23 protein-coding genes and 1 riboswitch are annotated in these 24,712 nt (G+C 45.7%); of the genes, 12 read left to right on the top strand and 11 right to left on the bottom strand.

The features are described from left to right. Nucleotides 1–147 precede the first annotated feature (147 nt). Both murD and ftsW read left to right on the top strand, forming a co-directional pair. Nucleotides 148–1,494 carry a UDP-N-acetylmuramoyl-L-alanine--D-glutamate ligase gene (gene murD / locus B9T34_RS11220; protein WP_086213215.1) on the top strand — a complete coding sequence of 449 codons (1,347 nt, stop codon included), beginning with the start codon at nucleotides 148–150 and terminating at the stop codon, nucleotides 1,492–1,494. Between the two features lie 21 nt (nucleotides 1,495–1,515). After that, entirely contained in the window at nucleotides 1,516–2,712 is a 1,197-nt protein-coding gene (gene ftsW / locus B9T34_RS11215; protein WP_086213214.1) for a putative lipid II flippase FtsW, read from the top strand. Nucleotides 2,713–2,837: 125 nt separating this feature from the next. Here the strand turns inward: ftsW and gluQRS are convergent, their stop codons facing one another. The 6 genes from gluQRS to B9T34_RS11185 form a co-directional block, all read right to left on the bottom strand. After that, nucleotides 2,838–3,755, bottom strand: coding sequence for a tRNA glutamyl-Q(34) synthetase GluQRS (gluQRS, locus tag B9T34_RS11210; RefSeq protein ID WP_416202711.1), 918 nt, complete (start codon nucleotides 3,753–3,755; stop codon nucleotides 2,838–2,840). A gap of 4 nt (nucleotides 3,756–3,759) precedes the next feature. Next, nucleotides 3,760–4,275: an RNA polymerase-binding protein DksA gene (dksA, locus tag B9T34_RS11205; protein WP_086213213.1), complete on the bottom strand. Its 516-nt coding sequence runs from the start codon at nucleotides 4,273–4,275 to the stop codon at nucleotides 3,760–3,762. A gap of 207 nt (nucleotides 4,276–4,482) precedes the next feature. Beyond that, on the bottom strand, nucleotides 4,483–5,292 hold the full coding sequence (gene cpdA / locus B9T34_RS11200; RefSeq protein WP_086213212.1) for a 3',5'-cyclic-AMP phosphodiesterase: 810 nt from the start codon (nucleotides 5,290–5,292) through the stop codon (nucleotides 4,483–4,485). Nucleotides 5,293–5,302: 10 nt separating this feature from the next. Then, nucleotides 5,303–5,923: an NUDIX domain-containing protein gene (locus B9T34_RS11195; RefSeq protein ID WP_086213211.1), complete on the bottom strand. Its 621-nt coding sequence runs from the start codon at nucleotides 5,921–5,923 to the stop codon at nucleotides 5,303–5,305. Nucleotides 5,924–6,007: 84 nt separating this feature from the next. Further along, nucleotides 6,008–7,912 (bottom strand): phosphomethylpyrimidine synthase ThiC, encoded by a 1,905-nt coding sequence (gene thiC / locus B9T34_RS11190; RefSeq protein WP_086213210.1) that lies wholly within the window; start codon nucleotides 7,910–7,912, stop codon nucleotides 6,008–6,010. 144 nt (nucleotides 7,913–8,056) lie between these two features. Beyond that, a riboswitch (TPP riboswitch) is annotated at nucleotides 8,057–8,181 on the bottom strand. 61 nt (nucleotides 8,182–8,242) lie between these two features. Next, nucleotides 8,243–9,277: a hypothetical protein gene (locus B9T34_RS11185; protein ID WP_086213209.1), complete on the bottom strand. Its 1,035-nt coding sequence runs from the start codon at nucleotides 9,275–9,277 to the stop codon at nucleotides 8,243–8,245. A gap of 276 nt (nucleotides 9,278–9,553) precedes the next feature. On the opposite strand from B9T34_RS11185, the gene B9T34_RS11180 reads away from it, so the two are divergent. Together B9T34_RS11180 and phoU are read left to right on the top strand one after the other, a co-directional pair. Beyond that, the gene (locus B9T34_RS11180; RefSeq protein ID WP_086213208.1) at nucleotides 9,554–10,918 is read left to right on the top strand and encodes a TolC family outer membrane protein; all 1,365 of its coding nucleotides are present in this window, start codon (nucleotides 9,554–9,556) and stop codon (nucleotides 10,916–10,918) included. Between the two features lie 85 nt (nucleotides 10,919–11,003). Then, nucleotides 11,004–11,720, top strand: coding sequence for a phosphate signaling complex protein PhoU (gene phoU / locus B9T34_RS11175; RefSeq protein ID WP_086213207.1), 717 nt, complete (start codon nucleotides 11,004–11,006; stop codon nucleotides 11,718–11,720). A gap of 64 nt (nucleotides 11,721–11,784) precedes the next feature. Here the strand turns inward: phoU and B9T34_RS11170 are convergent, their stop codons facing one another. Continuing rightward, the gene (locus B9T34_RS11170) at nucleotides 11,785–13,587 is read right to left on the bottom strand and encodes an ABC transporter ATP-binding protein (RefSeq protein ID WP_086213225.1); all 1,803 of its coding nucleotides are present in this window, start codon (nucleotides 13,585–13,587) and stop codon (nucleotides 11,785–11,787) included. Between the two features lie 133 nt (nucleotides 13,588–13,720). Here B9T34_RS11170 and B9T34_RS11165 point away from each other — a divergent pair, with 133 nt between their 5' ends. Continuing rightward, the gene (locus tag B9T34_RS11165; RefSeq protein WP_086213206.1) at nucleotides 13,721–14,344 is read left to right on the top strand and encodes an alpha-ketoglutarate-dependent dioxygenase AlkB family protein; all 624 of its coding nucleotides are present in this window, start codon (nucleotides 13,721–13,723) and stop codon (nucleotides 14,342–14,344) included. 168 nt (nucleotides 14,345–14,512) lie between these two features. On the opposite strand, the gene B9T34_RS11160 is transcribed toward B9T34_RS11165, so the two are convergent. After that, nucleotides 14,513–15,307, bottom strand: a complete 795-nt coding sequence (locus B9T34_RS11160; RefSeq protein WP_086213205.1) for an IclR family transcriptional regulator — start codon at nucleotides 15,305–15,307, stop codon at nucleotides 14,513–14,515. A gap of 463 nt (nucleotides 15,308–15,770) precedes the next feature. Between B9T34_RS11160 and B9T34_RS11155 the strand changes: the two genes are divergently transcribed. Genes B9T34_RS11155 through B9T34_RS11145 form a run of 3 tightly spaced genes read left to right on the top strand, consistent with a single transcriptional unit; the run spans nucleotide 15,771 to nucleotide 19,098 of the window. Further along, a complete protein-coding gene (locus B9T34_RS11155; RefSeq protein ID WP_086213204.1) occupies nucleotides 15,771–17,870 on the top strand; it encodes an FUSC family protein in 2,100 nt (699 codons plus the stop codon). Continuing rightward, nucleotides 17,863–18,066, top strand: coding sequence for a DUF1656 domain-containing protein (locus B9T34_RS11150; protein WP_086213203.1), 204 nt, complete (start codon nucleotides 17,863–17,865; stop codon nucleotides 18,064–18,066). The genes B9T34_RS11155 and B9T34_RS11150 overlap by 8 nt, the downstream gene beginning before the upstream one ends. A 24-nt stretch (nucleotides 18,067–18,090) precedes the next feature. Beyond that, a complete protein-coding gene (locus tag B9T34_RS11145; RefSeq protein ID WP_086213202.1) occupies nucleotides 18,091–19,098 on the top strand; it encodes an HlyD family secretion protein in 1,008 nt (335 codons plus the stop codon). Nucleotides 19,099–19,175: 77 nt separating this feature from the next. Here B9T34_RS11145 and ruvX read toward each other — a convergent pair whose 3' ends face one another. Then, entirely contained in the window at nucleotides 19,176–19,619 is a 444-nt protein-coding gene (gene ruvX, locus B9T34_RS11140; protein ID WP_086213201.1) for a Holliday junction resolvase RuvX, read from the bottom strand. Further along, the gene (locus B9T34_RS11135; protein ID WP_086213200.1) at nucleotides 19,612–20,166 is read right to left on the bottom strand and encodes a YqgE/AlgH family protein; all 555 of its coding nucleotides are present in this window, start codon (nucleotides 20,164–20,166) and stop codon (nucleotides 19,612–19,614) included. Before B9T34_RS11135 ends, ruvX begins: the two co-directional genes overlap by 8 nt. Before the next feature lie 285 nt (nucleotides 20,167–20,451). On the opposite strand from B9T34_RS11135, the gene B9T34_RS11130 reads away from it, so the two are divergent. Continuing rightward, entirely contained in the window at nucleotides 20,452–20,778 is a 327-nt protein-coding gene (locus tag B9T34_RS11130; RefSeq protein WP_086213199.1) for a hypothetical protein, read from the top strand. A 141-nt stretch (nucleotides 20,779–20,919) separates the two neighbouring features. Continuing rightward, nucleotides 20,920–21,177 (top strand): hypothetical protein, encoded by a 258-nt coding sequence (locus B9T34_RS11125; RefSeq protein WP_171265182.1) that lies wholly within the window; start codon nucleotides 20,920–20,922, stop codon nucleotides 21,175–21,177. A gap of 68 nt (nucleotides 21,178–21,245) precedes the next feature. Here the strand turns inward: B9T34_RS11125 and recN are convergent, their stop codons facing one another. Beyond that, nucleotides 21,246–22,913, bottom strand: coding sequence for a DNA repair protein RecN (gene recN, locus B9T34_RS11120; RefSeq protein ID WP_086213197.1), 1,668 nt, complete (start codon nucleotides 22,911–22,913; stop codon nucleotides 21,246–21,248). A gap of 571 nt (nucleotides 22,914–23,484) precedes the next feature. On the opposite strand from recN, the gene B9T34_RS11115 reads away from it, so the two are divergent. After that, the gene (locus B9T34_RS11115) at nucleotides 23,485–23,808 is read left to right on the top strand and encodes a pyrimidine/purine nucleoside phosphorylase (protein ID WP_086213196.1); all 324 of its coding nucleotides are present in this window, start codon (nucleotides 23,485–23,487) and stop codon (nucleotides 23,806–23,808) included. 140 nt (nucleotides 23,809–23,948) lie between these two features. Beyond that, the gene (rlmB, locus tag B9T34_RS11110) at nucleotides 23,949–24,698 is read left to right on the top strand and encodes a 23S rRNA (guanosine(2251)-2'-O)-methyltransferase RlmB (RefSeq protein WP_086213195.1); all 750 of its coding nucleotides are present in this window, start codon (nucleotides 23,949–23,951) and stop codon (nucleotides 24,696–24,698) included. Nucleotides 24,699–24,712 lie beyond the last annotated feature (14 nt).

The raw sequence follows: 24,712 nt of genomic DNA, 5'->3' as shown, positions 1-24,712 counted from the left end.
AAATTAAAAAAACCGCCATTTTTATGGCGGTTTTTTTACGCGCTGACACAAAAAAACTGTCAGAAAGTCAAAACTGAAAAAGCATTCAAAACAGCAAAGTGCTAACATTTTGTCAGTTTTAAAAACAGTTCATTCAATGGGGCAAAAATGTTAATTCAGCGTGGTGGTTTAAAGGTCGTTGCGGGACTTGGTATTTCAGGTGTTGCTGCGGTTAATTTTTTACATGAACACGGCTACCGCGTTGCAGTAACAGATTCTAGAGCGAACCCGCCCGGTCATGATCAGATTCCAAGTGAAGTGCAAAGCAGTTTTGGCCAATTGGATGAAGAACTCCTTTTGCAGGCGGAAGAAATTATCATCAGCCCAGGACTGGATCCAAAGCTGCCAGAAATTCAGGCAGCCATTGCCAAAGGCATTCCTGTCGTCAGTGAAATTCAGATTCTGCGCCGTGCAACTGATAAGCCGATTGTTGCCATTACTGGGTCTAATGCGAAAAGTACAGTGACCACCTTATTTGGCTTGATGGCAGCAGATGCGGGCAAGAAAGTCGCTGTAGGCGGCAACTTAGGCCGACCAGCATTGGATTTGACCAAAGATGATCCTGAGCTGTATGTGCTTGAACTTTCGAGCTTCCAATTGGAAACCACATCAAATCTCGCCGCGGAAGTCGCTGTGGTGCTGAACATGAGTGAAGATCATTTAGACCGTCATGGCGATATGTTTGGCTATTACACGGCGAAGCACCGTATTTTCCAAGGCGTGAAAAAAGTGGTCTTTAATCGTGATGACTCATTGACCCGTCCGCTGGTGCCTGATGTTACGCCAATGCAAAGCTTTGGGTTAAATGCTCCAGACATGAACCAGTTTGGTGTTCTACGCGACAATGACGGTACGATTTGGCTGGCGCGCGGCCGTGAACGCCTGCTGAAAAGCGCAGATATGTATATTCAAGGTACACATAATGTGGCCAATGCGCTGGCTTGCTTGGCTTTAGGTGAAGCGATCGGCCTGCCTTTGGAAGGCATGCTGAACACGCTGAAAACATTTAAAGGCTTAGAGCACCGCTGTGAGTTTGTGAAAGAGCTGCATGGCGTGCGTTATTATAATGATTCAAAGGGCACCAACATTGGCGCGACTCTGGCAGCCATCGATGGCTTAGGCGCGGCTATTGAAGCCCAAGGCGGCAAAGTGGCGATTATTTTGGGTGGACAAGGCAAAGGGCAGGACTTTACTGCGCTGCGTGATTCACTCGCGAAATATGCCAAAATCGCCGTATTGATTGGTGAAGACCGTCCAATTATCGAAAAAGCCATTGCAGGCACTGCTGAATTGCTGCCAGCAGAAAGCTTAAAAGAAGCAGTTGAAATCTGTCAGAAGCATGCGCAAGCCAATGATGTCGTGTTATTGTCACCTGCATGTGCAAGTTTTGATATGTTTAAAGGTTACAGCGAACGCGGCCATCAATTTGTGGCTTGCGTGAATGAACTGATTTAAAAGAATGATAAGGAATCATCTATGGCTGGGTTAGCTCAGACGACCATAAGTAAAATAAACGAAGCTTATGAACGGTGGGCGCCTCGGCTGCCTGCCGAAGTGAATATGCGCAATGTACTGATCTTTTGTGTACTGGCGCTGCTGTGCATCGGCTCCATTATGGTGGCATCGGCGTCTATGCCTTATGCAGACCGCCTGCATGAAAATGCATTCCACTATATTAGCCGTCATGGTATTTCCATCCTTGTTGCATGCGTGGCCGCCTTTTTGGCCTATAAAGTGCCTATGAATGTCTGGTTTAACAATACATTCCCGCTTTGGCTGATGACCATTGGCCTGCTGGTCGCTGTATTGGTGGTCGGAACGGAAGTGAACGGCTCGACGCGCTGGATTCGGGTAGCGGGCTTTACACTGCAGGCTTCGGAAATTGCCAAAGTCATGATGGCGGTTTTTACTGCGGATTACGTGGTGCGCAGGGCGGAAGAGGTGAGAACCAGTGTCTCAGGCCTGATGCGCTTGGGCGCAGTGATGATTATTACCGTAGGCTTAATTCTGGCTGAGCCGGACTTAGGCGCTACTGCGGTCATCGTCCTGATGATTCTAGGCGTATTCTTTCTCGCAGGCGCCCCAGCCATTCAGTTCATTGCATTTATGGCCTTTATTATTGCAGGTCTGGCGATTGCGATCGTGTTCGAGCCTTACCGCTTGCAGCGCGCACTGTCATTTACCAATCCATGGGCGGACCCATTGGGCACAGGCTATCAGCTGTCAAATGCGTTAATGGCTTTTGGCCGAGGCGAATGGTTTGGCGTAGGCTTGGGCCACAGTATTCAGAAGATGTCGTATCTGCCGGAGGCGCATACGGACTTCATGCTGGCAATTTTAGGTGAAGAATTCGGCTTTGTCGGCATTACCACAGTATTGGTGCTGTCATTTACCATGGTGGTGTGTTGCATTAAAATTGGCCACCGCGCGCTGAAAAATCAATATTTGCGCGCAGGCTATTTGGCCTACGGCATCAGTATTATTTTTCTGCTGCAGATTCTGGTGAATGCCGGTATGAATATGGGCATGCTGCCGACCAAAGGTTTGACTTTGCCTTTCATTAGTTATGGCGGCTCATCTTTAATTATCTGTGCGGTGATGATCAGTTTAATTTTGAAAATTGAATCTACAACCAATCAAATTAATCCGAGTAAAGAAGAATCCAGTTTCTAAACACAAGCACAGATTTAAAAAAAGGACCCTATGCAGATGCGGTCCTTTTTTTATGGCGCAGCCTTATTGGGATTAATGCAGATCTGTGCTGCCGGTACAGATAATCTGTCAGCTTTAAAGTGGACTTATAAATATATGCCCTGCAGTGCTGTGCCCTGAGGGATGTGCTGAACACTCCACTGCGCTGCCGCTTGTTGAAGCATGATGGCAGGGCTGTCTAATTCGACTTCAAGCTGATGCAGCGCGCGCAGAGCCTGCTGCAGCAGCTGCGGCGCTTGGCTTAAATCCAGCGCTTGTGCCATATTTTGCTTAGACAGCTTTTGCCCCTGATCGTTCATGGCCAGCGGCAAATGCATATATTGCAATTCAGGATAGCCCAAAATCTTTCCGAGCCAGATTTGACGTTCGGTATTATCCAGCAGGTCTGCGCCGCGCACCACATGGGTCATGCCTTGCAGATAATCGTCGACGACGACGGCAAGCTGATAATTGATAATGCCATCACGGCGCTTGAGTACAAAATCGCCGAGGTCATCCTGCAGATTGGAGCAATGCGGCCCTTGCAGCTGGTCTGTAAAGCAAATCATCTGATCGTTTACTTTCACGCGGATGGCCTGATGCTCTAAGGGCAAATTCAAATTGCGGCAGGTGCCCTGATAAATATGATTGGAGCCGAGCATTTTTCGGGTGCATTGACAGGCATAAACCCAGCCCTGCGCATGCAGCTGTTCAATGACAGATTGATATATATCGAGGCGGTCTTTTTGAAAAATAATCTCTGCGTCAGGATCAAAGCCAAAGGCATCCATTGAACGCAGTATATGTTCTTCACTGCCGGGATAGATGCGGGGGATGTCCGTATCTTCAATCCGCACCAGCCATTTTCCATGATGAGCGCGGGCGTCGCAATAGCTGGCGACAGCCGTAATTAAAGAGCCAAAATGCAAAGGGCCGGTTGGCGATGGCGCAAACCGACCCACGTAATGCTCTGCAACTTTCCCTCCCTTTTCTAAAGGGAGGGCTAGGGAGGGATTACTTAACACAGAATTAACCGTTATTTTGCTTCTCTTTGATTTCTGCAAGTGTTTTGCAGTCAATACACAAAGTCGCAGTTGGACGCGCTTCTAAGCGGCGCAGGCCAATTTCGATACCGCAAGTTTCGCAGAAACCGTAATCATCGTTTTTGATCGCTTCAATTGATTGCTCAATTTTACGGATCAGCTTGCGCTCACGGTCACGAGTACGCAGTTCAATCGCAAATTCCTCTTCTTGCGTTGCGCGGTCGTTCACGTCAGGAAGCGCTGTGTTTTCGTCTTGCATGGTATTTAAAGTGCGGTCTACCTCAGACATCAACTCAGCTTTCCATGCCAATAAGATCCGGCGGAAGTGCTCCAGCTGGCCTTCAGACATATATTCTTCATTTTTCTTAGGCTGATAAGGCTCAATACCAAATAAGCTGGCAGTGCTACCACCTTCAGAAGCCTTTGCCTTCGATTTGCGGACGCGCTTTACTGAAGTATCAGCTTGTTCGTCTAAGACTTGATTTTGGTTGTCATTCGCCATAAAGGGCATTCCTCATCATATGCATATATCTATACGCAAAAAATATGGTGATATGCAAGTTTTTTATCGACCCTAGCAGAGAATCTTCCATCAGGGGCCGTCATCATATAGACTTTTTTTCGATTTTGATAGTCTTAGATGTTTGCTACTGACTATCACTATTCCATCAGATGCCATAACTTAATGGAAAAAAAACCAAATGAAAAGTTAATAACCTGAAATTTCGACATTAATTTTAGGTTGATTAATTTTTACACGAATTACTTCGCTGCAAAACTCGCCATTAGCCTTTAAACGCAGCACGCGATAGCCAGGAAAAGACTCATCCAGCGCAAAAGAATGGCTCATTGGCTTGAACTGCACGCTGGTCGATGGCGTAGATAAAAACTGCACGCCATTGAGATCATTGCGGGAGTCCTGATGCACATGGCCATACAGTACCGCTTTGACATTGCGGTGTTTTGAAATCACCGCCAGCAGGTCGTCGGAGTTTTTCAGCTTATGCTGATCAATCCATGCCGATTTCATCGCAAAAGGATGGTGATGACAGGCAATAATGACATGCTGCTGCGCCTGTTCCGTCAACAGCTGATCAAGTTCCTGCAGCTGCGCTTGCGAAACCCAGCCATCCACTTTTCCTGCAACAGCGCTATTGAGCAGAATAATCCGCCAATTGCCAAAGCTGAGCATATGCGCACGGTCTTGCTGGCGATAGAAAGGGAAGATCGCCGTATCGTCATGATTGCCTGGAATCTGGAAATGCGGCACATTCAGCGCCTGCATGAAATGCAAATAGCGTTCATAGGTGGCTGCAACGGGTACTTGGGCTAAGTCACCGGTGTGAACAATGGCATCTATGTCTGGAATATGCTGCTGCATGTGCTGTATGACATCCTGAAAACTTTGTTCCGGATTCATGGCGGCAAATTCGAGATCATCCTGATCCATTAAATGCGTATCGGAAATTTGGACAATGGTCCAATCCGATTCATTTTTTATTAAGTTTGATAAAGGCATGTCCTTCCCCTTAGACACTCTTTATAGTATGAATTTTTTGATTCAGCCACTGCAAGGCCATAATGACCGGTGCATTTTTTAACCGACCGCTGGCAAGCAATTCCGTCAGGTCTGCATAATTAAATAGATGCAGCTGGATATTTTCCCCTTCATCCGGCATGCCAAAAACGCCGCCGTGTTCAGGCAGTGCCGCTTCTGCTGCATATAAATGAAATAACTCTGAACATGCGCCAGCAGAAGGGTAAAAACTGAAAAGGTGCTGCAGCTCATTCAGCTCGCAGCCAGATTCTTCTAAGCTTTCCCTGCGGATGCAGTTTTCAGCGGATTCATTTCCATCCAGTACACCAGCAATAATTTCTAATTGCCAAGGCGAGTCCGAATCATCCATTGCGCCGATGCGGAATTGTTCAATCAGGGCAAATTTTGCCTGCATATTATCATAAATTAATACGCCTGCAGCCTCTGGCCGATGAATCAACTCTCTGTGAATGACAGGGGTAAATTGGTCCAGTCCAAATAAGCGGTGACGCAGGCTGACCTTTTCGACTTGAATAAAGCCTTTGAATTGATATTCGCGCTTTACGATAGCGAAATCGTTCTTGTTGTATGAAGCTTGCTTGATAATATTCATAAGCTTATAAAAGTGAAAAGGATGAAAACGGCTGTTTTCATCCTAACTGAGAATTAAAAGAACACCAATTTTTTTTTCAGCAAGTTACACTTTTTGGTACAACTTTTGTCCATGCTGATGAAATGCCTGTTTCATGCTTTGCATGCCTGATTCAATCTGTGCAAGGCTTTCAGTACTTTTTTCAGGTGGTTGAAAAGTCTGTTGATTTTTTGCAAATTCCCGAACATTTTGCGTGATTTTCATCGAGCAGAACTTCGGTCCGCACATCGAGCAGAAGTGCGCAGACTTATGCGCTTCTTTGGGCATAGTCTCATCATGCATGGAGCGCGCAGTGTCTGGGTCCAAACTTAAATTGAATTGATCTTCCCAGCGGAATTCAAAACGCGCTTTGGATAAAGCATTATCACGCGCCTGCGCTCCAGGGTGGCCTTTGGCCAAGTCAGCGGCATGGGCGGCAATTTTATAGGTGATGATGCCGTCTTTAACATCTTTCTTGTTCGGCAGGCCGAGGTGTTCTTTGGGCGTGACGTAGCACAGCATGGCTGTGCCATACCAGCCGATCATGGCTGCGCCGATGGCCGAGGTGATATGGTCATAGCCCGGCGCAATATCTGTAGTGAGCGGGCCAAGGGTATAAAATGGCGCCTCGCTGCAAACCTCCAGCTGCAGATCCATATTTTCTTTAATCATATGCATCGGCACGTGGCCGGGGCCTTCAATCATCACCTGCACATCATGCTGCCAAGCGCGGTGAGTCAGTTCACCTAAAGTGCGCAGTTCACTGAATTGCGCCTCATCATTGGCATCCTGAATGCAGCCGGGACGCAGGCCATCCCCTAAGCTGAAAGATACATCATAAGCTTTCATGATTTCACAGATGTCATCAAAATGCGTGTACAGGAAGTTTTCTTCATGATGCGCCAAACACCACTGCGCCATGATGGAGCCGCCGCGGGAGACAATGCCTGTCAAACGGTTGGCGGTCATAGGCACATAGCGCAGCAGCACGCCCGCATGGATGGTGAAATAATCTACGCCTTGTTCTGCCTGTTCAATCAGCGTGTCTTTGAAAATTTCCCATGTCAGGTCTTCCGCTACGCCATTCACTTTTTCTAAAGCTTGATAAATCGGCACCGTGCCAATCGGCACAGGGGAGTTGCGGATAATCCATTCACGGGTTTCATGAATATTCTGTCCAGTTGACAGATCCATAATGGTATCGGCGCCCCAGCGGGTGGCCCACGTCATTTTCGCAACTTCCTCATCAATGGATGAACCCAGCGCAGAGTTGCCGATGTTGGCATTAATCTTCACTAAAAAGTTGCGTCCGATGATCATCGGTTCCGATTCAGGATGATTAATATTGGCAGGAATGATGGCGCGGCCTTCGGCGACTTCCTTGCGTACAAATTCAGGGGTGATTTCCATCAAATTGCGCGCGCCGAAGTTCTGTCCTGCGTGCTGGCGCATATCGGCGCCTTCATGCTGGCGCTGATTTTCACGAATGGCGATGTATTCCATTTCAGGGGTAATGATGCCTTGCTTGGCATAATGCATTTGCGTGACATTTTTACCCATTTGGGCGCGGCGCGGTGTTTGAATATGCGCAAAACGGATGCCTGCAGTGCGGATGTCTTTGAGGCGCTGCTGTCCAAATTCAGAACTCAGCTGTGCTAAGCGTTCCGTGTCTGCACGTTCGGCTATCCATGTTTCACGGACATTCGGCAGGCCCTGATTCAAATCAATCGCGGCATTTGGATCGGTATAGGCGCCAGAGGTGTCATAGACCATAAGCGGCAGATTTTTTTCACCGCCTAAGCCTGTTGGAGTGTCTGTCAGCGCAATTTCACGCATCGGCACCTGAATATCTGGACGTGAGCCTTGGATATAGACTTTTTGCGATGCGGGTAAAATACGGGTGAGATCTTTGGCATCTTGCTCATGCTGAGCAGAGAGATCATTTGAAGACAGATTCGTTAATTGGTTCATTGCAATGATCCTTATGAATGACATCAACGAATCAAGCACGACCAAAAACGCAGCGGCAGCAAGCTTATTTTGACGGTATCCAATTCAAGCATTTGAATTATGGATGGATACAGATGCATTTCTGCATAAAGCTTAAAGCATGGTGTTTTTAGATGGCTTGATTCCTACGCAGGTTTTAACCTGATCAGGTTCAACGGTACTCACCATCAAAAACACGAATGCTTTTTAGTGATCTCAGCGGGTTCTTACCCGCGCTCCGTCAAGCGATGGGTCAATAGTAACTGAGTCTGCTGATAAAAAACAGCCAGCTGCGGAATAGGTAGCACTAAATTACAGACAGACTGAATCTGAAAAACAGTCTTTTTTATAATTGGGTTTTGGATCATGCAAATTAAGATAATGTTCTATTTGCTGCCATGCGCTGAGATCTGATTGGCCATTTAAAGTCTCGAGGCGCTGCTGGCTATTCATTTCTAAATACTGCAGGAATTTTCCTGACTGCACAGCCAGTTCGGAACGCTTTAATTTGGACAGTTTTCTGATTTCTTCCAGTGAACTGACCTGAATATCCAAGCTGTCCGCATAATTGCTGGATACAGGAGTGTTTTTTAGGCCCTTAAACAGAAAAACCTTATATTCGTATAAGAGGTGCTGCGCATCGGCGGCAAAACTGCTTTTCGGATACGTTTTGACATAATCCTCCCAGAATATTGCCCGCCGCGCGATTTCAAACGGCTCGATCAGCAGCGCCTGATTGGCAAAAGCGGGTTCTACATTCTGCAAGGCTAAATTTTCAATAAAGACCCGCTCAGCTTCCGGCATATAAGGCGCAAAAATTTTGGCCAGATAATCGGGTTCGCGGCGGTAATGCACGCTGCTGAATGACGCGTCTGCCAATTCAACATAGGCTTGGCCTTGATGTTTCAGCAGATATTGATCACGGATATGCAGCTGTTCAAAATGGCTTTGATGAATGGTCGGATGCTGTGCCATATCAAAGGCATATCGCTCAAATGCCAGCTGCTGCGAAGCTGTGCGGTCGACCCGCAGGAAATTTTGATACATTTCATTGGAGCGCTGCAGCAGCTGCATCTGTTTCGCCAAGGGCAGCAGCGGCAGGCAGACTTTTAAATCCTGATTGACTTGTTCGAGTGCAAAGGTCGTGCGCTGGCTGTTGATTTCCTGCATATGCTGTTCCACTTTTTTACACAGCAAGGTTAAATCTGCAGCCTCGTTTTTAGGCTGAGCAGATTCCATTTGTTCTTTCACAGGCTGCGGTTCAGAGGGCTTTTGACAGCCTGCAAGCAAGATGAATAGAGAACATGCAAAGCTGAGCTTTGCTGCGGTAAAAAAAGGTTTCTGCACGGGCGCTCGAAGAAAAAAGTTAAAAATATTTGTCCGATGGAATGCTGATATTTTATAGCCGAAATTGCCTCATACTGTGTAGTATTGTGAAGTTGTTTGTTACAGCAGCGTATGGAAGTCAGCTTCCATGCAAAAAATGAGGCATAGTTTGGATTAAAGCATAAAAAATTAATAAAAAACATACGCGAAATTGCATAAACCATTTTAGGATTTAAATACAATTGATGTTTAGTGCCGTGCCGGAATAAGCTGGCTGTGATGGATTTACGATAACAAATGAAGAAGAAATTTTTATTCAGTGCAGGCTTATTTTTAGCAAGTTCTCAGCTGTTTGCATTGGATTTGGTCGAAGCATATGAACGCGCCAAACAGGCAGACCCAAATTGGCAGGCCAATCAGCTGCAATACGAAGCCGATAAACTGAATTTAGGCATTGCGAACGGCAACCTTTTGCCGACGATTACGCTGTCTGGGAATATCACCCGCAAAAACCAAGACGCCAATAACAGCGGCGCAGCTTTAGGATTGTCGATGCCGGGCAGTACGACATCCAAGCAAATCAGCTTGACGGCCCGCCAGCCTTTGTTCCGCTGGGATGCGTGGGAGGGCTTAAAGCAAGTTAAAACCTCCATCGACTTAAGTGAAATCAACCTGCGCCTGCAGCAGCAGGATCATATTCTGCAAGTGGCGGATGCTTATTTTAATGTGCTGCGTCAGCAGGCGCTGACCACCGCCAATTTGCAGGAAGAACAGGCGCTGTCGGAACAGCTGAAAATGATGAATGCTAAGCTGAATGAAGGTTTAGTGGCAAAAAGTGATGTCAGTGAAGCCAATGCGCAGTATCAGAATGCCCGTGCTAACCGAATGGCAACGCATGTGCAGCTGATTTTGGCGCAAGAACAGCTGCAGCAGCTGATCGGGTCTTATCGTGATAATTTGGCGGTGCTGCGCGAAGATTTCCAATTTCAGAAACCTGTACCCAGCAATATGCAGGAATGGTCTGATTTGGCGATGAGCCAGAACTTGGGCATCTTGCAGGCCAAAACCCAGCGCCGCTATGCGGAAGATGAGAAGCGTGTGGAAAAGGCAGCACTTTATCCACAGATTGAAGCCGTCGGCACTTATGGCTACAACAAGCAAAGTCCAGAATCAGTGATGTCACAGGATGGGAAGTTTGATCAGGTCGGGGTTGAAATGAACTGGAATGTCTATAATGGCGGCCGGACCCAAAAATCGATTAAGCAAGCCGCGATTAATGTGCAAAAAAGCGAAGCGCTGGTTGATGCCGCCATACGCAAAGCAACCACAGATGTAAAAAAATCCTATATGCAGGTCGAAACAGATCAAGCCAAACTGCAGGCGCGCAAAGCGGCGATGGACTCTTCAGAAATTGTGTCCAAAGCATCCAAGGCGCAGTATCAGGAAGGGCTGAAAACTATGGTGGATGTACTGCTGGCGCAGCGCAACGCCTTTTCTGCCAAGCAGGATTATTTGAATGCCAAATATGATTATCTGCTGCATGTGCTGCAGCTGAAAGCCTCTGTCGGACGCTTAAGCGATCGGGATTTGGCGGAAATGAATGCATGGCTTGCGCCGCCGGCAGCAGAATCTGCTATAAAGAATGCTGCTGCAAAGAAATAAGCGCCGTCATCAAACTTTAACAAAACTTATGTTTTAATATCAGCTGAAAAATTTCTCTCAAGTCTGCCGCTGTGGAGTATGTCCCTTGCCAAATAATCCAGTGTTGAATCACCATATTTCTTCGCAATTTAATGAAGATCTGCAGGGGGTGAATACTAAATTTATGACCATGGGCGGCTTGGTAGAGCAGCAGGTAGCGAATGCGATTCATGCGCTGCTGGACACCGACGTTGCGATGGCTGTGGATGTACAGTTTCAGGATAACGTGGTCAACCGCTATGAAACTGAAATTGATGAGGCGCTGACGTTGATTTTGGCACGCCGCCATCCAGCTGCCATTGATTTGCGCATGGTGATTGCGATGTCTAAGGCCAATACAGACTTAGAGCGCATTGGCGATGAAGCGGCTAAAATTGCCCGTATTGCGCAAAGCTTATGCGAAGAAGGCGGTTCACCGCGCGGCTATATGGAAACCCGCCATATTGGCAACCAAGTTCGGGTGATGATTCATGATGCCTTAGATGCTTTTGCACGCTTAGATGTCGATCAGGCGCTGAAAGTACTGCTGGCGGATGCGGATATTGACCGTGAATATCAGTCTGCTACACGCACATTAATGACTTATATGATTGAAGACCCGCGCCATATCACGCGTGTGATTAATGTCTTGTGGGTATTGCGCTCACTGGAGCGTATTGGTGACCATGCGCGCAATATCTCTGAGCAGGTGATTTATATGGTCAAAGGCTTGGATGTGCGCCATACCAGCGTAGAAGAAATTGAGCAGAAAGTGCAGCGTTAATGTGTAGCTAAGATCCAAAGCCTATCTCTTGATAGGCTTTTTTATTGCCATCAGCTTTTGTACATCAGCTATGGGTCTCTTCTTCTGCATCATCCTCAAAGGTTTTGGCGATTTTTTCAATATTCAGGCTCTTGGCCATCGCGTCAAAAATCTCCTTATACACCCCATCCTGATGATACAGCGCGTCATGCTCGCCATGTTCGGCAATATAACCCTCTTTCATCACATAGGTATAATCTGCATCAATAATTTGCGAAAGGCTGTGCGAAATCATAATCACTGTACGGCCTTGCTTAATCTCATCCAAACTCTGCTTGATTTGTTCTGTCGCAATGGCATCTAAACTGGCTGTGGGTTCATCTAAAAATATAATGGGCGGGTTTTTTAAGAACATGCGCGCCAAAGCAATACGCTGCTGCTGACCGCCAGACAGCATCAGGGCATCCGCTTCATAGCCATGCGGCAGCTGCAGGATCTGTTCATGAATAGACGCTTTTTGAGCGGCAATCACCACATCTTCTAAGCGGGCATTGGTTTTGCCGTAGCGGATATTTTCAAAAATAGAGCCTTGGAAAATATGATTCTTCTGCAGCACCAGACCTATATGTTCACGCAGATAATGTGTGTCGATGTCTTGAATATCAATGCCGTCAATTTTAATCACGCCGCGTTCTGGCGCATAAAACTTATCCAGTAGACTGATCAGCGTCGACTTGCCAGCGCCGGATAAGCCTACCAGTGCAGTGATCTTATTGGGTTGAATCACCATGTTGATGTTTTTCAGCGCGTGGTGGCCATTGGGATAATAAAAATCAACATTTTCCAGCTGAAACTCGCCACGAATAACAGGCTTTTGCTGGCCTGTCGATTCAATTTCATCATCCGCTTCCAATATTTTGAAGAAGCTTTCAGAATAGATCATTGCATCATTCACTTCATCATAGATGCGGTGCAGGGAACGGATGGGCGCGGACACATTGTTGAACAGCAGCACGTGGTACATGATCATACCAATGCTCATTTGCCCATCCAGCACAAAATATGCCGTTAAAATAATAATCAGCACAATGCCGATTTGTTCAATAAAAGTTTTCAGTCCGTCAAACAGAAAACTGACTTGACGGGTTTGCATCTGGTTGTCGGTCAGTTCTTTTTGCAGTTTGAGCTGTTTTTCAGATTCAATACTTTCGCGGTTAAAGGATTTGATCACGGTAATGGAGTTGATAATACCGAGAATCCCTTGGCTCTTTTTCTCACGTCCATCACGCAGATTTCTGCGCCAGCCGCCCAGTTTTTGCGCCTGCTTATAGGTCAGCCAAAAGTAAATGGGCACAATGCATAGCGCCACCAAACCGACATAGAAATTGGCGTAGAACATCAGGCCCAGCGCCACAAGCGCGCTGGTAAAGAGCGGTAAAATATCAATAAAAAAGATCTGTACTAAGCGGGTTAAAGAACCGATGCCGCGGTCGATCCGCGTCTGCAGTTTGCCCGCTTGGTTATTTTCTTCATTAAAAAAACTCAGGCGGTAAGTGAGGAATTTTTCAATAATGCCTTGCGCCAAATCTTGCGAAACAAAAATCCGCAGTTTTTCGCCGTAAAATTTTTGTCCAAATTGCACAAAGGCGTTGAGGATTTCTTTGCCCAGCAAAATCGCGGAAATGGTGATGAGAATGTGCCAGCCGGCAGAGAGGCCTTGACCCGCTTCGACCAGTTTATTGATGCTGTCGACGGCATATTGCAGGGTTAGTGCATTGACCTGAGCGGTTAAGGAACCGATTAAAGTCAAAATTAAAGTTGCGATGACTAGCAGCCGATAGGGGCGGACAAAGGGGCGCAGCTTTTGGAAGACATGCCATAAATTCATAAGCATTTATTTTTATTGTGAAAGTTGTATCTGAGTCTAAGCCTGAAAAATTCATGCGACAAGCTGTGGCATTGTATTGATTTGTGAAGCTGGAATTTTCGCTACACTGGCATAGATGAATGGAGAAATCCCAATGACCTTAGAGCTGTTTGAACCTGAAAGCCAAGACAATCTGCTGCCTTGCGACGGTGTAGTTCAGAATTGCGGCTTAATTTTGAATGCAGCTCAAAGTGATCAATACCTGCGTTATTTTTTGCAGCATTTGGCTTGGCAGCCCGATGAGGTCGTGCTGCATGGTCAGTACTATATTACCGAGCGTAAAGTGGTGTGGTATGGCGATGAAAATTATCAATACCGTTACTCAGGCAGTTTAAAGCAGGCGCATGTGTGGAATTCAGGCCTATTTCGGCTTAAACAGCATATTGAACAGGTAGCGGGTCATCCGTTTAATTCCTGCCTTGCCAATCTGTATGAAAATGGTCAGCAGGCAGTGGGCTGGCACAGTGATGATGAGCCTTCATTGGTCTCTAGAGACGGATATGAAACCGTGATCGCGTCTTTAAGCTTTGGTGCAACACGGAAAATGAGTTTTAAGCATAAACGGCTGGCGCTTAAAGCGGATGTGATGCTGCAAAGCGGTCAGCTGATTGTGATGCGCGGACAAACGCAAAAATACTGGAAACACTGCATTACCAAATCTGCCAAAATTTTAGAACCAAGAGTTAATCTGACTTTCCGTTATTTTTCCCCAGCCTGAAAACAGCAAATTTCGGACAAGAAAAAAGCCCATGAAATACATGAGCTTTTACCTTCTGAGGGCTGTCTTCGTGTCGTTGCCAGCATGTCATGGAACACAATGGTATCGAAGAACAATAATCATATTATGAGAATTTAAATAAAAACACAATGCATTTTTGCGATGGCTTTAATCTATGCTGCGGGCTATTTCAGCATCTTCATCTTCAGACAGAGTCATAAATTTCTTTTCTATTAACGCTGCATTTTCCTGCAAAATTTCAATTAGTTTTTGCAAGTTAACGAATTCAAAGCGGTTTTTAGAAGCCAGCAGGGTCAGCGCTAGAGGCGGTTCTTTGCTGGAAAATTTGACTGGAACAGATACGCCAGCAATATTCGGGTCTAATTCACCATTTGAGAAATAATAGCCTTGCTTCTTAATTTTTTTCATTTTGACTAAGAAATCAGCTTCATCATCGGCAAAGCCAACGTCTTTAAGCTGCGGTGCATAACGCTGGTAGTAGTCTAGAATTTGCTGTTTCGGCAGATAAGACATCATGATCTTTGCCGAGGAACCGACAAATACAGGGCGCGGGCAGCCGCGGCCATAAGAAAGCAGGAGCGTATTCTTAAAGACTTCATCATGCAGGTCGATACAGGAATCGTGATTCAGATGTGTCAGCAGGCAAGAAAACTCTGTACGTTCGACAATTTCCTGCATAAAGGGAATGCTGATCTGCACCAGCGGATCGGTGGTGCGGGAAATGTAGTCGAGCACTGCAATTTTAGAGCCCAGCGTATAGTCACCAGATGTGCCGCTGAGGCGCTGCAGCAGTTCTGCAGAAACCAGTTCTTTGAGATAGCGGTAACTTGTCGGTTTGGATAAACCCAGTTCTTCACTGATGGTATCTACATTGATCACAGGGCGTGATACCGAAAATAAATCGAGCACTGTGAGAATTTTACCGAAACTGGAGAGCGCCATAGAAACCTGCTTGGATAAACTGAAGTTCAGAAAACTAAATGTAGAGTTACTTTATAACAAAATGCAGAGGATTCTGCAGAGTTTTTATAGGCTTAGTGTTGCAAATCTCGGCATTTAGTGAGCAACAAAAAATGATAAAGCGCTCAAAAAAATGAACACCCTTAATAATATTTATATTAAAATTATCATATATGGATATTAAGGTTGACATAAAGTGTTTTTTTTGGAAAAATTACCATAATAAATATCCAATGGTGAATAAACAGTCAAATATTTTTGATTTTAATTTTGCCGAAGTAGCCGCTCTAAGCGCCGCGTTGACGTGATGCGGCCTAAAGCCTCCATCTTTGCTGTTTGAATGTCTTTTTTCTTCGCTGATAGAGAATGCATCCGCCGTAAACGTTCGTTCATGGCGCGCTGAAGTCATCCCAAAAAAAGTATTTATTGATTCCAGAGACACTGCATGCTGCTGATTAAGCCTTTACTCGCATTTCGTCCAAATAAGATGGATTGGATTTTTGCATCTAAAACATTTGCAGCTGGACTGCTGGCGCTGTATGTGGCGTTTGAGTTGAATCTGGCCTATCCCATTTGGGCGATCGGCACAGTTTTTGTGATCGCCAATCCATATTCAGGCATGACTTCATCCAAAAGTATTTATCGTGTTTTGGGGACATTGATTGGCGCGATCGTATCAGTCATTGCGACCCCCGCACTGATGAATACGCCTTGGCTGTTTACCTTGTTTTTGGCGGCTTGGGTGGGCTGGTGTCTTTATTTATCGCTGCTGGACCGTACACCGCGCAGCTATGTATTCATGCTGGCAGGCTATACCACCGTCATTATTGCCTATAACGCGGTTTACTATATCGACACGGTGTCTATTTTTGATATGGCGGTCGGCCGCTTTCTGGAAATTACTGTGGGGGTGGTCTGCAGTGCGATTGTGACCACAACGGTCTTTCCAATGCATATCGGCCCAGCCGTTAAAGTGCAGGTCAATAAAACCTTTCAGGACACGCAGAAGATTTTCAATCAAATCTTATTAGAAGAAAAACATCAAAACGATTATGCCCAGTCATTGGGAAATCTGGCGCGTGATATTGCGGATATTCATGTGATGGCTGTGCATCTGAGCTATGAAAAGTCGACTTTAAAAGGCATGACCAAGCCGCTGCAGGAAATGCTGCATCAAATGACCATGCTGCTGAGTAATTTGGTGGCGATGTCAGAACGGATGAATCAGCTGAGTCAGTGCAGCAAAGATGAGCGCTTTCAACACAAGATTATGCTTTTGCATGAACACATCTATGCATTCATCAAAGATTATCGGGAAATTCAGGAGTCGGATCTCAATCTGCTGCCAGCCGAGTTTGATGCAGATTTTGAGGCGCTGATCCAATCTGCGGCACAGGATCAGCGCACGGTTTTGGCTGGTTTGAAAATGGATATCCGGCATTTTATTCAGAATATCCGCGCCATTAAATTAATTTGGCAGCGCATCAATCATGGCGATGCGTCTTTGCCGGAAGCGGTTACGCCATTAACCACCAATTATCCCAATTTGCATCGAGATCATGGCGTTGCAGTGCGCGGGGGGATATCGGCATTTTTCATTATTTTGATTGCGACAGGCTTTTGGATACTCAGCGGCTGGAAGGCCGGCTTTATGATGGCAGAGATGGCGGCCATCAGCGCCTGTATTTTGACGTCACTGGATAATCCTGTACCTGCCTTAAAAATGTTTATCCGCGCCAATATTTATGCGGCAGTGGCTGTATTTATTTATGCCTATGGCATTTTCCCGCATGTAACTGAATTTTGGCAACTAGGGCTGGTGCTGGCGCCTTTTGTCATGTACTGCCTGATGCTGTTTTTACATCCGCCTTTGGTGGGCATTGGCTTGCCGCTGCTGATGGGAACGGTTATGGGGCTGAATTTGCAGAACCGTTTTAACCTAGATCAAATCATGTTTTTTGACGCTTCGATTGGCACGGTGATCGGCCCGATCATTTCGGTGTATGTGATTCATTTGGTGCGTGCAATGTCACCTGAAATAACGGTGCAGCGCATCTTGTCCTTGCATTATAAAGCCATCCGCCAAGCACTTTATATTCCTTATGGCGTAGCTTTCCGTATTCATCTAAGCAGTATGCTGGATCGGATTGGTATTTTAAATTCTAAGGCGGTGCAGTCTGAAAGTTTAAAACACAAAATTAATTTGGCGCTGATTGAAGCCAGCGCTGCAGTGGATTTAACCCGTTTGCAGGAGCTGATGCAGAAATTGCCTGAGCAGGCTGGTGCACTAGAACAGTTGGAGACGCTGATGCAGCTGCTGGATGATTATTTCCGTGCCAAAGAGCTGCAGCAGCCAGAACATACGCTTCAGGCAGATATTCTGCAGGCTATCGCGCTGCTGATGCAGCAGAGCAGCGAACTAGAGAATGCTGAATTGGCGCAGCGTCTTCGCATCTCCTTAAATAATATTCGAAGCAGTTTATGCCATGCGCCAGCGGATGTTTCTGAGCCTGCGTGTGTCACGGCGGGAGTTCAGCATGGGTGAAATGAATGTTTATGGCGTGTATGTGCCCATGCTGCTGGTGTTGGCTGTTGCGGCATATGCAGCGTTGCGCGTGCTGATGCTGTTTTTAGACCGCTGGGTAGAGCAGGGCTGGATTGCCATGCCAAGTGTGTTTTATCTGTGTCTATACATCATTCTGCTGGGCTGCGGGCATTGGCTGTATGCCGCTGTGCTTTAATTATTTGAAATGTTGAGGTGAAAAATGACATCTGCTGATGCGCGTAAATATGTTCGGCCTATCTTTCTTCTAGCTGTGGCGATCGTGGTGCTGCTCGTGGTGCGCCATATTTGGAATTACTACAATTCTGAGCCTTGGACTCGTGATGGACGTGTGCGCGGTGATGTGATCCAAGTTTCATCGGATGTTTCTGGTTTGGTGACAGACGTGCTGGTGCAAGATAACCAAACGGTAAAAAAAGGACAGGTGCTGTTTAAAATTGATGTGGCGCGCCAGGCTTTAGATGTGGAGCAGGCAAAATCAGATTTATTTAAAGCAAAAGCAGGTTTAGCTGAGGCTGAAGCCGCATTGGCGCAGTCTAAAGCCAATTTGGTGAAATCACAGGCCAATATTAACTTGGCAGATAAAAATGCGGCCCGCTATGCAAACTTAATGGATGGCGCGATTTCTAAACAAGAACAAGACCAGATGTTTGCGGCGCGTGATGAATCTCATGCAGAGCATCAGCAAATGGGTGCGGCGATTGAGCAAGCTCAAGCCAATATTGTGCAGCAAAAAGCATTGATTCAGGCTGCCAACAGCAATCTGCATTTGGCACAGCTGAATTTGCACCGTTCAGCAGTGGTTGCTCCTGCTGACGGCACTTTATCTAATTTTGAATTGCAGGAAGGCAACTATGTCAAAGTAGGCCAAGCTGTTGCGGCCTTAGTGGACCGTCAAAAATTGTATATCGTTGGCTATTTTGAAGAAACCAAGTTGGATAAAATTGATGTAGGCGCCCCTGCAACGATTCAGCTGATGGGCAGTTCAGAAAAAATAAAAGGCCATGTGCAGGGTGTAGCTTCTGGTATTGAAGACCGTGAACGGACATCTACGACTGGATTGCTGGCCAATGTGAGTCCAACTTTTAGCTGGGTGCGTTTGGCGCAGCGTGTACCTGTAAAAATTATACTGGATGAAGTGCCAAAGAATCAGTTGGCCTTTGTGGCTGGGCGAACAGCAACAGTGCATATTGAAGCAGAGAAAAAATAGCCTAGGACTCAGCATTTCAAAAAAATAAAAGCATCCCTGTGGATGCTTTTATTTTTTATAGATCTGTAATGTCAAGCCTAAGGAGTTATACCTTCCGGATTACGGTACCAGCTTTCGATAAATAAAGCCGCAGCGATACTGTCCGCTGCCAATTTTTTTCCTCGGCCCTGAGACTGATATTGTTCCAGTTCACCGCGGGCTTCACGTGTAGTGAGGCGCTCATCGACCATGAGTGTTTCAATATTGGTCTGATGGCGCAGGCGGCGGGCAAATTTGCGTGAGCGGGCAGAAAGTTCAGATTCTGTATCATCCATGTTCAGTGGCAGTCCCACCAAAAACAGGTTTGGCTGATACTGTTTCACGATTTTCAGCAGTTCATCCCAGTTGGGAATGCCATCTTTCATCGGAAACAGCGCCAGCGGATTTGCGCTTTCAATCATGGACTGGCCCACGGCCATGCCCATTTTCTGTGTGCCAAAGTCAAATGCCATAATCATTTGAGGCGAATTTAAATCAGGCATGTCCAATCTCTGAAGATAACCAAATACGGTCTACCCCCATTTTTTTATAGGCGGCATCCCAGCGGGCATCGTAAGGCAAATTAAAAATCAAATCCATGTCTGCATCGCAAATCAGCCAATCTCCGCGCGAAATTTCAGCTTCCAGCTGATTTTTATCCCAGCTGGCATAGCCAAGCGCCACTTGATAGCGGCCTACGCCTTCATTATGCGCAATGGCATCTAAAATATCTTTAGACGTGGTAATGCAGACATTTTCACCAACAGCAATAGAGGAATGCCAAGTGGGCTGTCCAGTATGCAGCACGAAGCCTGCTTCTGGGCGCAAAGGGCCGCCCTGCAGGACTGCATGCGGGTTGACATTGTCCGCATCAATTTCAAGGTCGTTGAGCAATTCTTTAATTTGGATGCCTGAAGGCCGGTTAATGATAATGCCTTGCGCGCCGTCATGGTCATGGCGGGCCAAATAAATGACGGTATTTGCAAAAAAGTCATCTTGCATATCAGGCGGAGCAATCAGGCAGCGATGCGTCAAATATTGTTTAGACACCTAGGCCTCTCTCCTTATCTTAAACGGATGAATATTAATAATTATGTATTTATCAACATACTAAACAAAATCTGATTCAACAATGAGTTTTTATGCAAAAAGATACATTTGACTTCATCCTCACTTTATTGGGGGCAGCGTTGAGCATATCGCTCATGCTCAATATTGAACTTTATTGGATACAAGACGCTGTTGGGATTTGAATAGAATGTGCTTATTTCTAAAGATAAAATTTTGCTAAAATTACTTAAGTCTTAAAAAAAAGCATAATGATCAAGGATAAAAATGAAAAACACCTATAAATTAATCGTGATGATCCTGATTGGTGCGGCTTCTCCTTTAAGTTTTGCGAATGTACAGCAGTTAGAGCAACAAGAAATCCAGATACTGCAAAAATTCAAACAGCAGAATTTTTATGAGGTAAATAGCGATATTGAAAATGCAGTTGTAGACATTATTTCGAATGATAAAAACAGCTTTAACTATAATTTTCCCGCTTTAGTCAAACAAGGCTATGTACACGTGCAGTATTCACCTGACAAGAAATTGAAGTTTTATAGCTTTGATGTTTCTGGTGGCGGTACGATGGGCGAGTGGGACAGCTATGTGTAATATTACACAGGCCAAACTCAACATTTTGATGAATTTAATTCAGGCTGGATTAACCAAATTCAGCCCGTTCGCATCCAAAATAAAACAGTGTATTTAGTGCGCAGTTATTACAAAGGGGATAGCTGCACGGGGATGCATCAGGTGCGTGCAGTTGAAGTTGGCCCGAAGCAATTACTCAAATCTTATATATTTCAAAACAAACAAAAGAAGCTGGATGAAATTTCGGTCGATTATGATTGCCATGACGATATAGACCGCAGCGCTAGTCAAAATTACTTAAAAGTTGGGCCTAAACATGTCGATGTCATGCTTTTAAATGCGCAGTATCGGCCGCAAAATAAATACTTGCGCTATGCCTTAGGTGCAAAAGGTTTTGTATACCAAGGCATCGTAAAATAGTTGCAGGTAATCAAAATCAATATGACACGCTTAAAAAAGCCTTTGAGTGGCTCAAAGGCTTTAATGTTTTAGGCCTTAGCATGCTGGAATTTCAGTTGGCGCAGCTGACGCGCATGCTGCAGCGTCGTTTCATTAATCTCAACACCGCCAGTCATGCGTGCCAGTTCCTGAATACGGCCATCTTCTGCCAATTCAAAAATAGTGCTGCTGGCTGGATCAGTCTGTTTCTTTTGCACAAGCAAATGCTGATCCGATTGCGCTGCAACTTGCGCCTGATGGGTAATGCAGAGAATCTGCACATGTTCCGCCAGGCCTGCCAGCAAACGGCCAACAATTTCTGCCGTGCCGCCGCTGATGCCGACATCAATTTCGTCAAATACAATGACTTCGGCATCGGTTTTTTCAGCATTCATCACTTGCATCACCAAGGCAATACGCGACAGCTCACCGCCAGAGGCGACACGCGCCAGTGGCTGCGCAGGAATGCCTTTATTGGCAGTGAATAAAAGCTGAATAAAGCTCAGACCTTCGCTGGATACTTCATCCAAAGGCTCAAATTTAAATTCGAAGTACGCTTCTGGCAGTGCGAGCTGTTTCACCTGTTCGGTCAGCTGTTTGGCTAGCGGTGCGGCTGCTTCACGGCGGATATGATCCAAATGCTGCGCTTTTGCTAAGAAGTCCTGATGTGAAACTTCAACTTGTTCCGCCAGTGTTTCAGGATCTTCCAATTCATGCAGCTGCTGCAGTTCAGCCTGCCATGTTTCATATTCTGCTTTCAGCGCTTCGGGCTGGGTGCGGTATTTGCGCGCTAGGCGGTGGAAGACTTCCAATTGCGAATTCAGATCTTCCATGCGTTCAGGATCAAAGCTTTGACGATCCATAAATTGCCGCAAATTGGCAGTAGCATCTTCTAATTCGCTTTGTGCATTCAGCATGGAGGTGTAAATTTCAGACAGCTGTTCACTGCGTCCGGCATGCGACTCGATGCGCCGTAAAATGGATGATAGTTCCTGGTTAATATTCTGTTCAGCATCATCCAGCGCGCCTAAGCTGTAGCTGCAATCCTGCATGATGTGTTCATGATGGCTGAGGCGGTCAAACTCTTGCTCAATGTCTTTATAGTCCATTTGAACCATTGGTTCGAGTTCTTCCAGCTGCAGTTCCAGTGTGTCAATACGCTGTTTGCGGGTGGCTTGGGCATCCAATGCTGCCTGATGCTGGCGGATATCTTTTTGCCATTTGCTGTAAGCGTCACGGACTGCTTGTGCAGGCGCATAAAAGTTGCTGTAGCGGTCTATCCAGCGTTTAGGATAGGGTGGTTCAAGCAGCTGCTGCTGGCTATGCTGACTATAGAGCTGAACCAGCAAACGGCCAATTTCTTTTAACTCCGCTAAACTGCTCGGACGGCCATTAATCCAAGCTTTACTGCGGCCTGTTGCAAAAACCACGCGGCGCAGCAGCAGCTCGCCAGATTCATCGTCCAGTTCCTGTTCTTTGAGCCACAGCGCTTCAGGAGAATTGGGCTGATAGCTGAATGTGGCAGTGACGTCTGCCTTTTCTGATCCGAAGCGTACGTAATTGGTATCGGTACGTTCGCCTAAGCAGGCTGAAAGCGCATCCAGCAGCAAAGATTTACCTGCGCCGGTTTCGCCGGTTAAAACGTTGAAACCTTGTTCTATATCAATGGCTAGGTGTTCGGCTAAGGCAAAATTGATCAGAGTTAAATGTGTCAGCATAAACGCATCCAAGCTGCGAGAAGTTCGAGTTTAAGATAGACAAGTTTTGTTTTTGCCACAAGACGGTTTTTATTTTTAAATCACCGAAATTAGAGTCATTCTAGCGCAATTTTTCAAGAAAAATACAATTCAGCGCATTCTATGGAAAAGTTATCAGAAGTGGGAGCCGACCAGCTTGTTAAAAGCAGGATTTATTTTTTAATATCCATTGTCAGTTCTGTTCTGCAGTATGCCCCCTCCGAGCCTGTATCAAAAATCATTATTGAGCAGCGTGAGGCACTGTTTTTGCATACTGAATAGCGGTTGTTTAGCGGTACAGAGTTTGAATATTTTCAAGCTTTTCCTGAATTTTTGAGCTGAAGCCAAAAGAAATTTGTACTGGCTAAAAACTTGATTTAGACTCAATCGCCACGGGGAATAAAATGCCTAAAAAAACGGCATTTTTGTGATGCCATCGGGGCTTCTTAATCTTTGGTCGATCTGTGCAAAACATAGATTGATTAGTTGAGGCAGCGCTATTAAACTGCTTCAAGCAAATACTATAAATACGCTTTATCTGGAGAAAATACGCATGTCAGCTCAGTTTGATCATGTATCAGTCATCAAAAAGTCAAATGTATATTTTGGCGGTCTTTGCATTAGCCATACAGTTCAATTTGAAGATGGAACTAAAAAAACATTGGGTATTTTACTTCCAACGGAAAAGCCTTTAACTTTTGAAACACATGTTCCTGAGCGCATGGAAATTATTTCTGGTGAATGCCGCGTACAAATTGGCGACAGCACAGAAAGCGAACTGTTCCGCGCAGGCCAATCTTTCTATGTGCCAGGCAGCAGCCGCTTTAAAATTGAAACAGATGAAGTGCTGGACTATGTTTGCCATTTTGAAGGCTAATAAGGTCTAAGTAGTGAACTGTTTTTTAGGCCAAGAATTTTCTGTCTAAATCAGTTAAACTAAGCATTAAGCATCAATCCTGTAAAGTCTGCTTTACAGGATTTTTCTTTTGAAAAATCCACTGAAGTTAGAGGCCGTTCATGGCAAAACCTGAATATTTTTATGGCGTACATTCTGTAGAGTCATTATTGGAACTTGAACCTGAGCGTGTTTTAACTTTATTTGCTTTAAAAGGCCGTGAAGATCAGCGTTTACAGCGTATTTTTGAACTGGCAGAACCATTTGGTGTCAGCATTCAAAAAGCCAGCCGCGATACTTTGGAAAAGCTGGCGGGCTTACCCTTTCACCAAGGGGTGGTTGCAGCGGTGCGTCCGCATCCAACATTGAATGAAAAAGATTTAGAAGAATTATTGAGTGCTTCAAGTCAGCCTTTATTGCTGGCTTTAGATCAGGTGACAGATCCGCATAACCTTGGCGCATGTATTCGTACAGCAGCGGCTATGGGCGTAGAAGCCGTGATTGTACCGCGTGACCGTTCTGCAAGCTTGACCCCGACAGCACGTAAAGTGGCTGCTGGCGGTGCGGAGAAGGTTAAATTCATTCAAGTAACCAACTTGGCGCGTACATTAGGCCAAATTAAAGACCAGTTTAATGTTCAGGTGGTTGGCACTATGCTGGATGAACAGGCTTTGCCTATTCAGAAATTTGATTTTACCGGCTGCGCCATCTGTATGGTGATGGGAGCCGAAGATACAGGTTTGCGTCCAATTACCCAAGCGCAGTGCGATCAGAAAGTGTATATCCCTATGGCGGGTAACCTGCAAAGCTTAAATGTCAGCGTGGCGACAGGCATGGCATTGTATGAAGCTTGCCGTCAGCGCAATCAATAATTTTTAATTTACCC

It is taken from the genome of Acinetobacter sp. ANC 3813, assembly GCF_002135435.1.
In the GTDB taxonomy this organism is placed as follows: Bacteria; Pseudomonadota; Gammaproteobacteria; order Pseudomonadales; family Moraxellaceae; genus Acinetobacter.
Note: the sequence above shows the minus strand (reverse complement) of the source record. Positions and strands in the feature narration are given on the sequence as shown.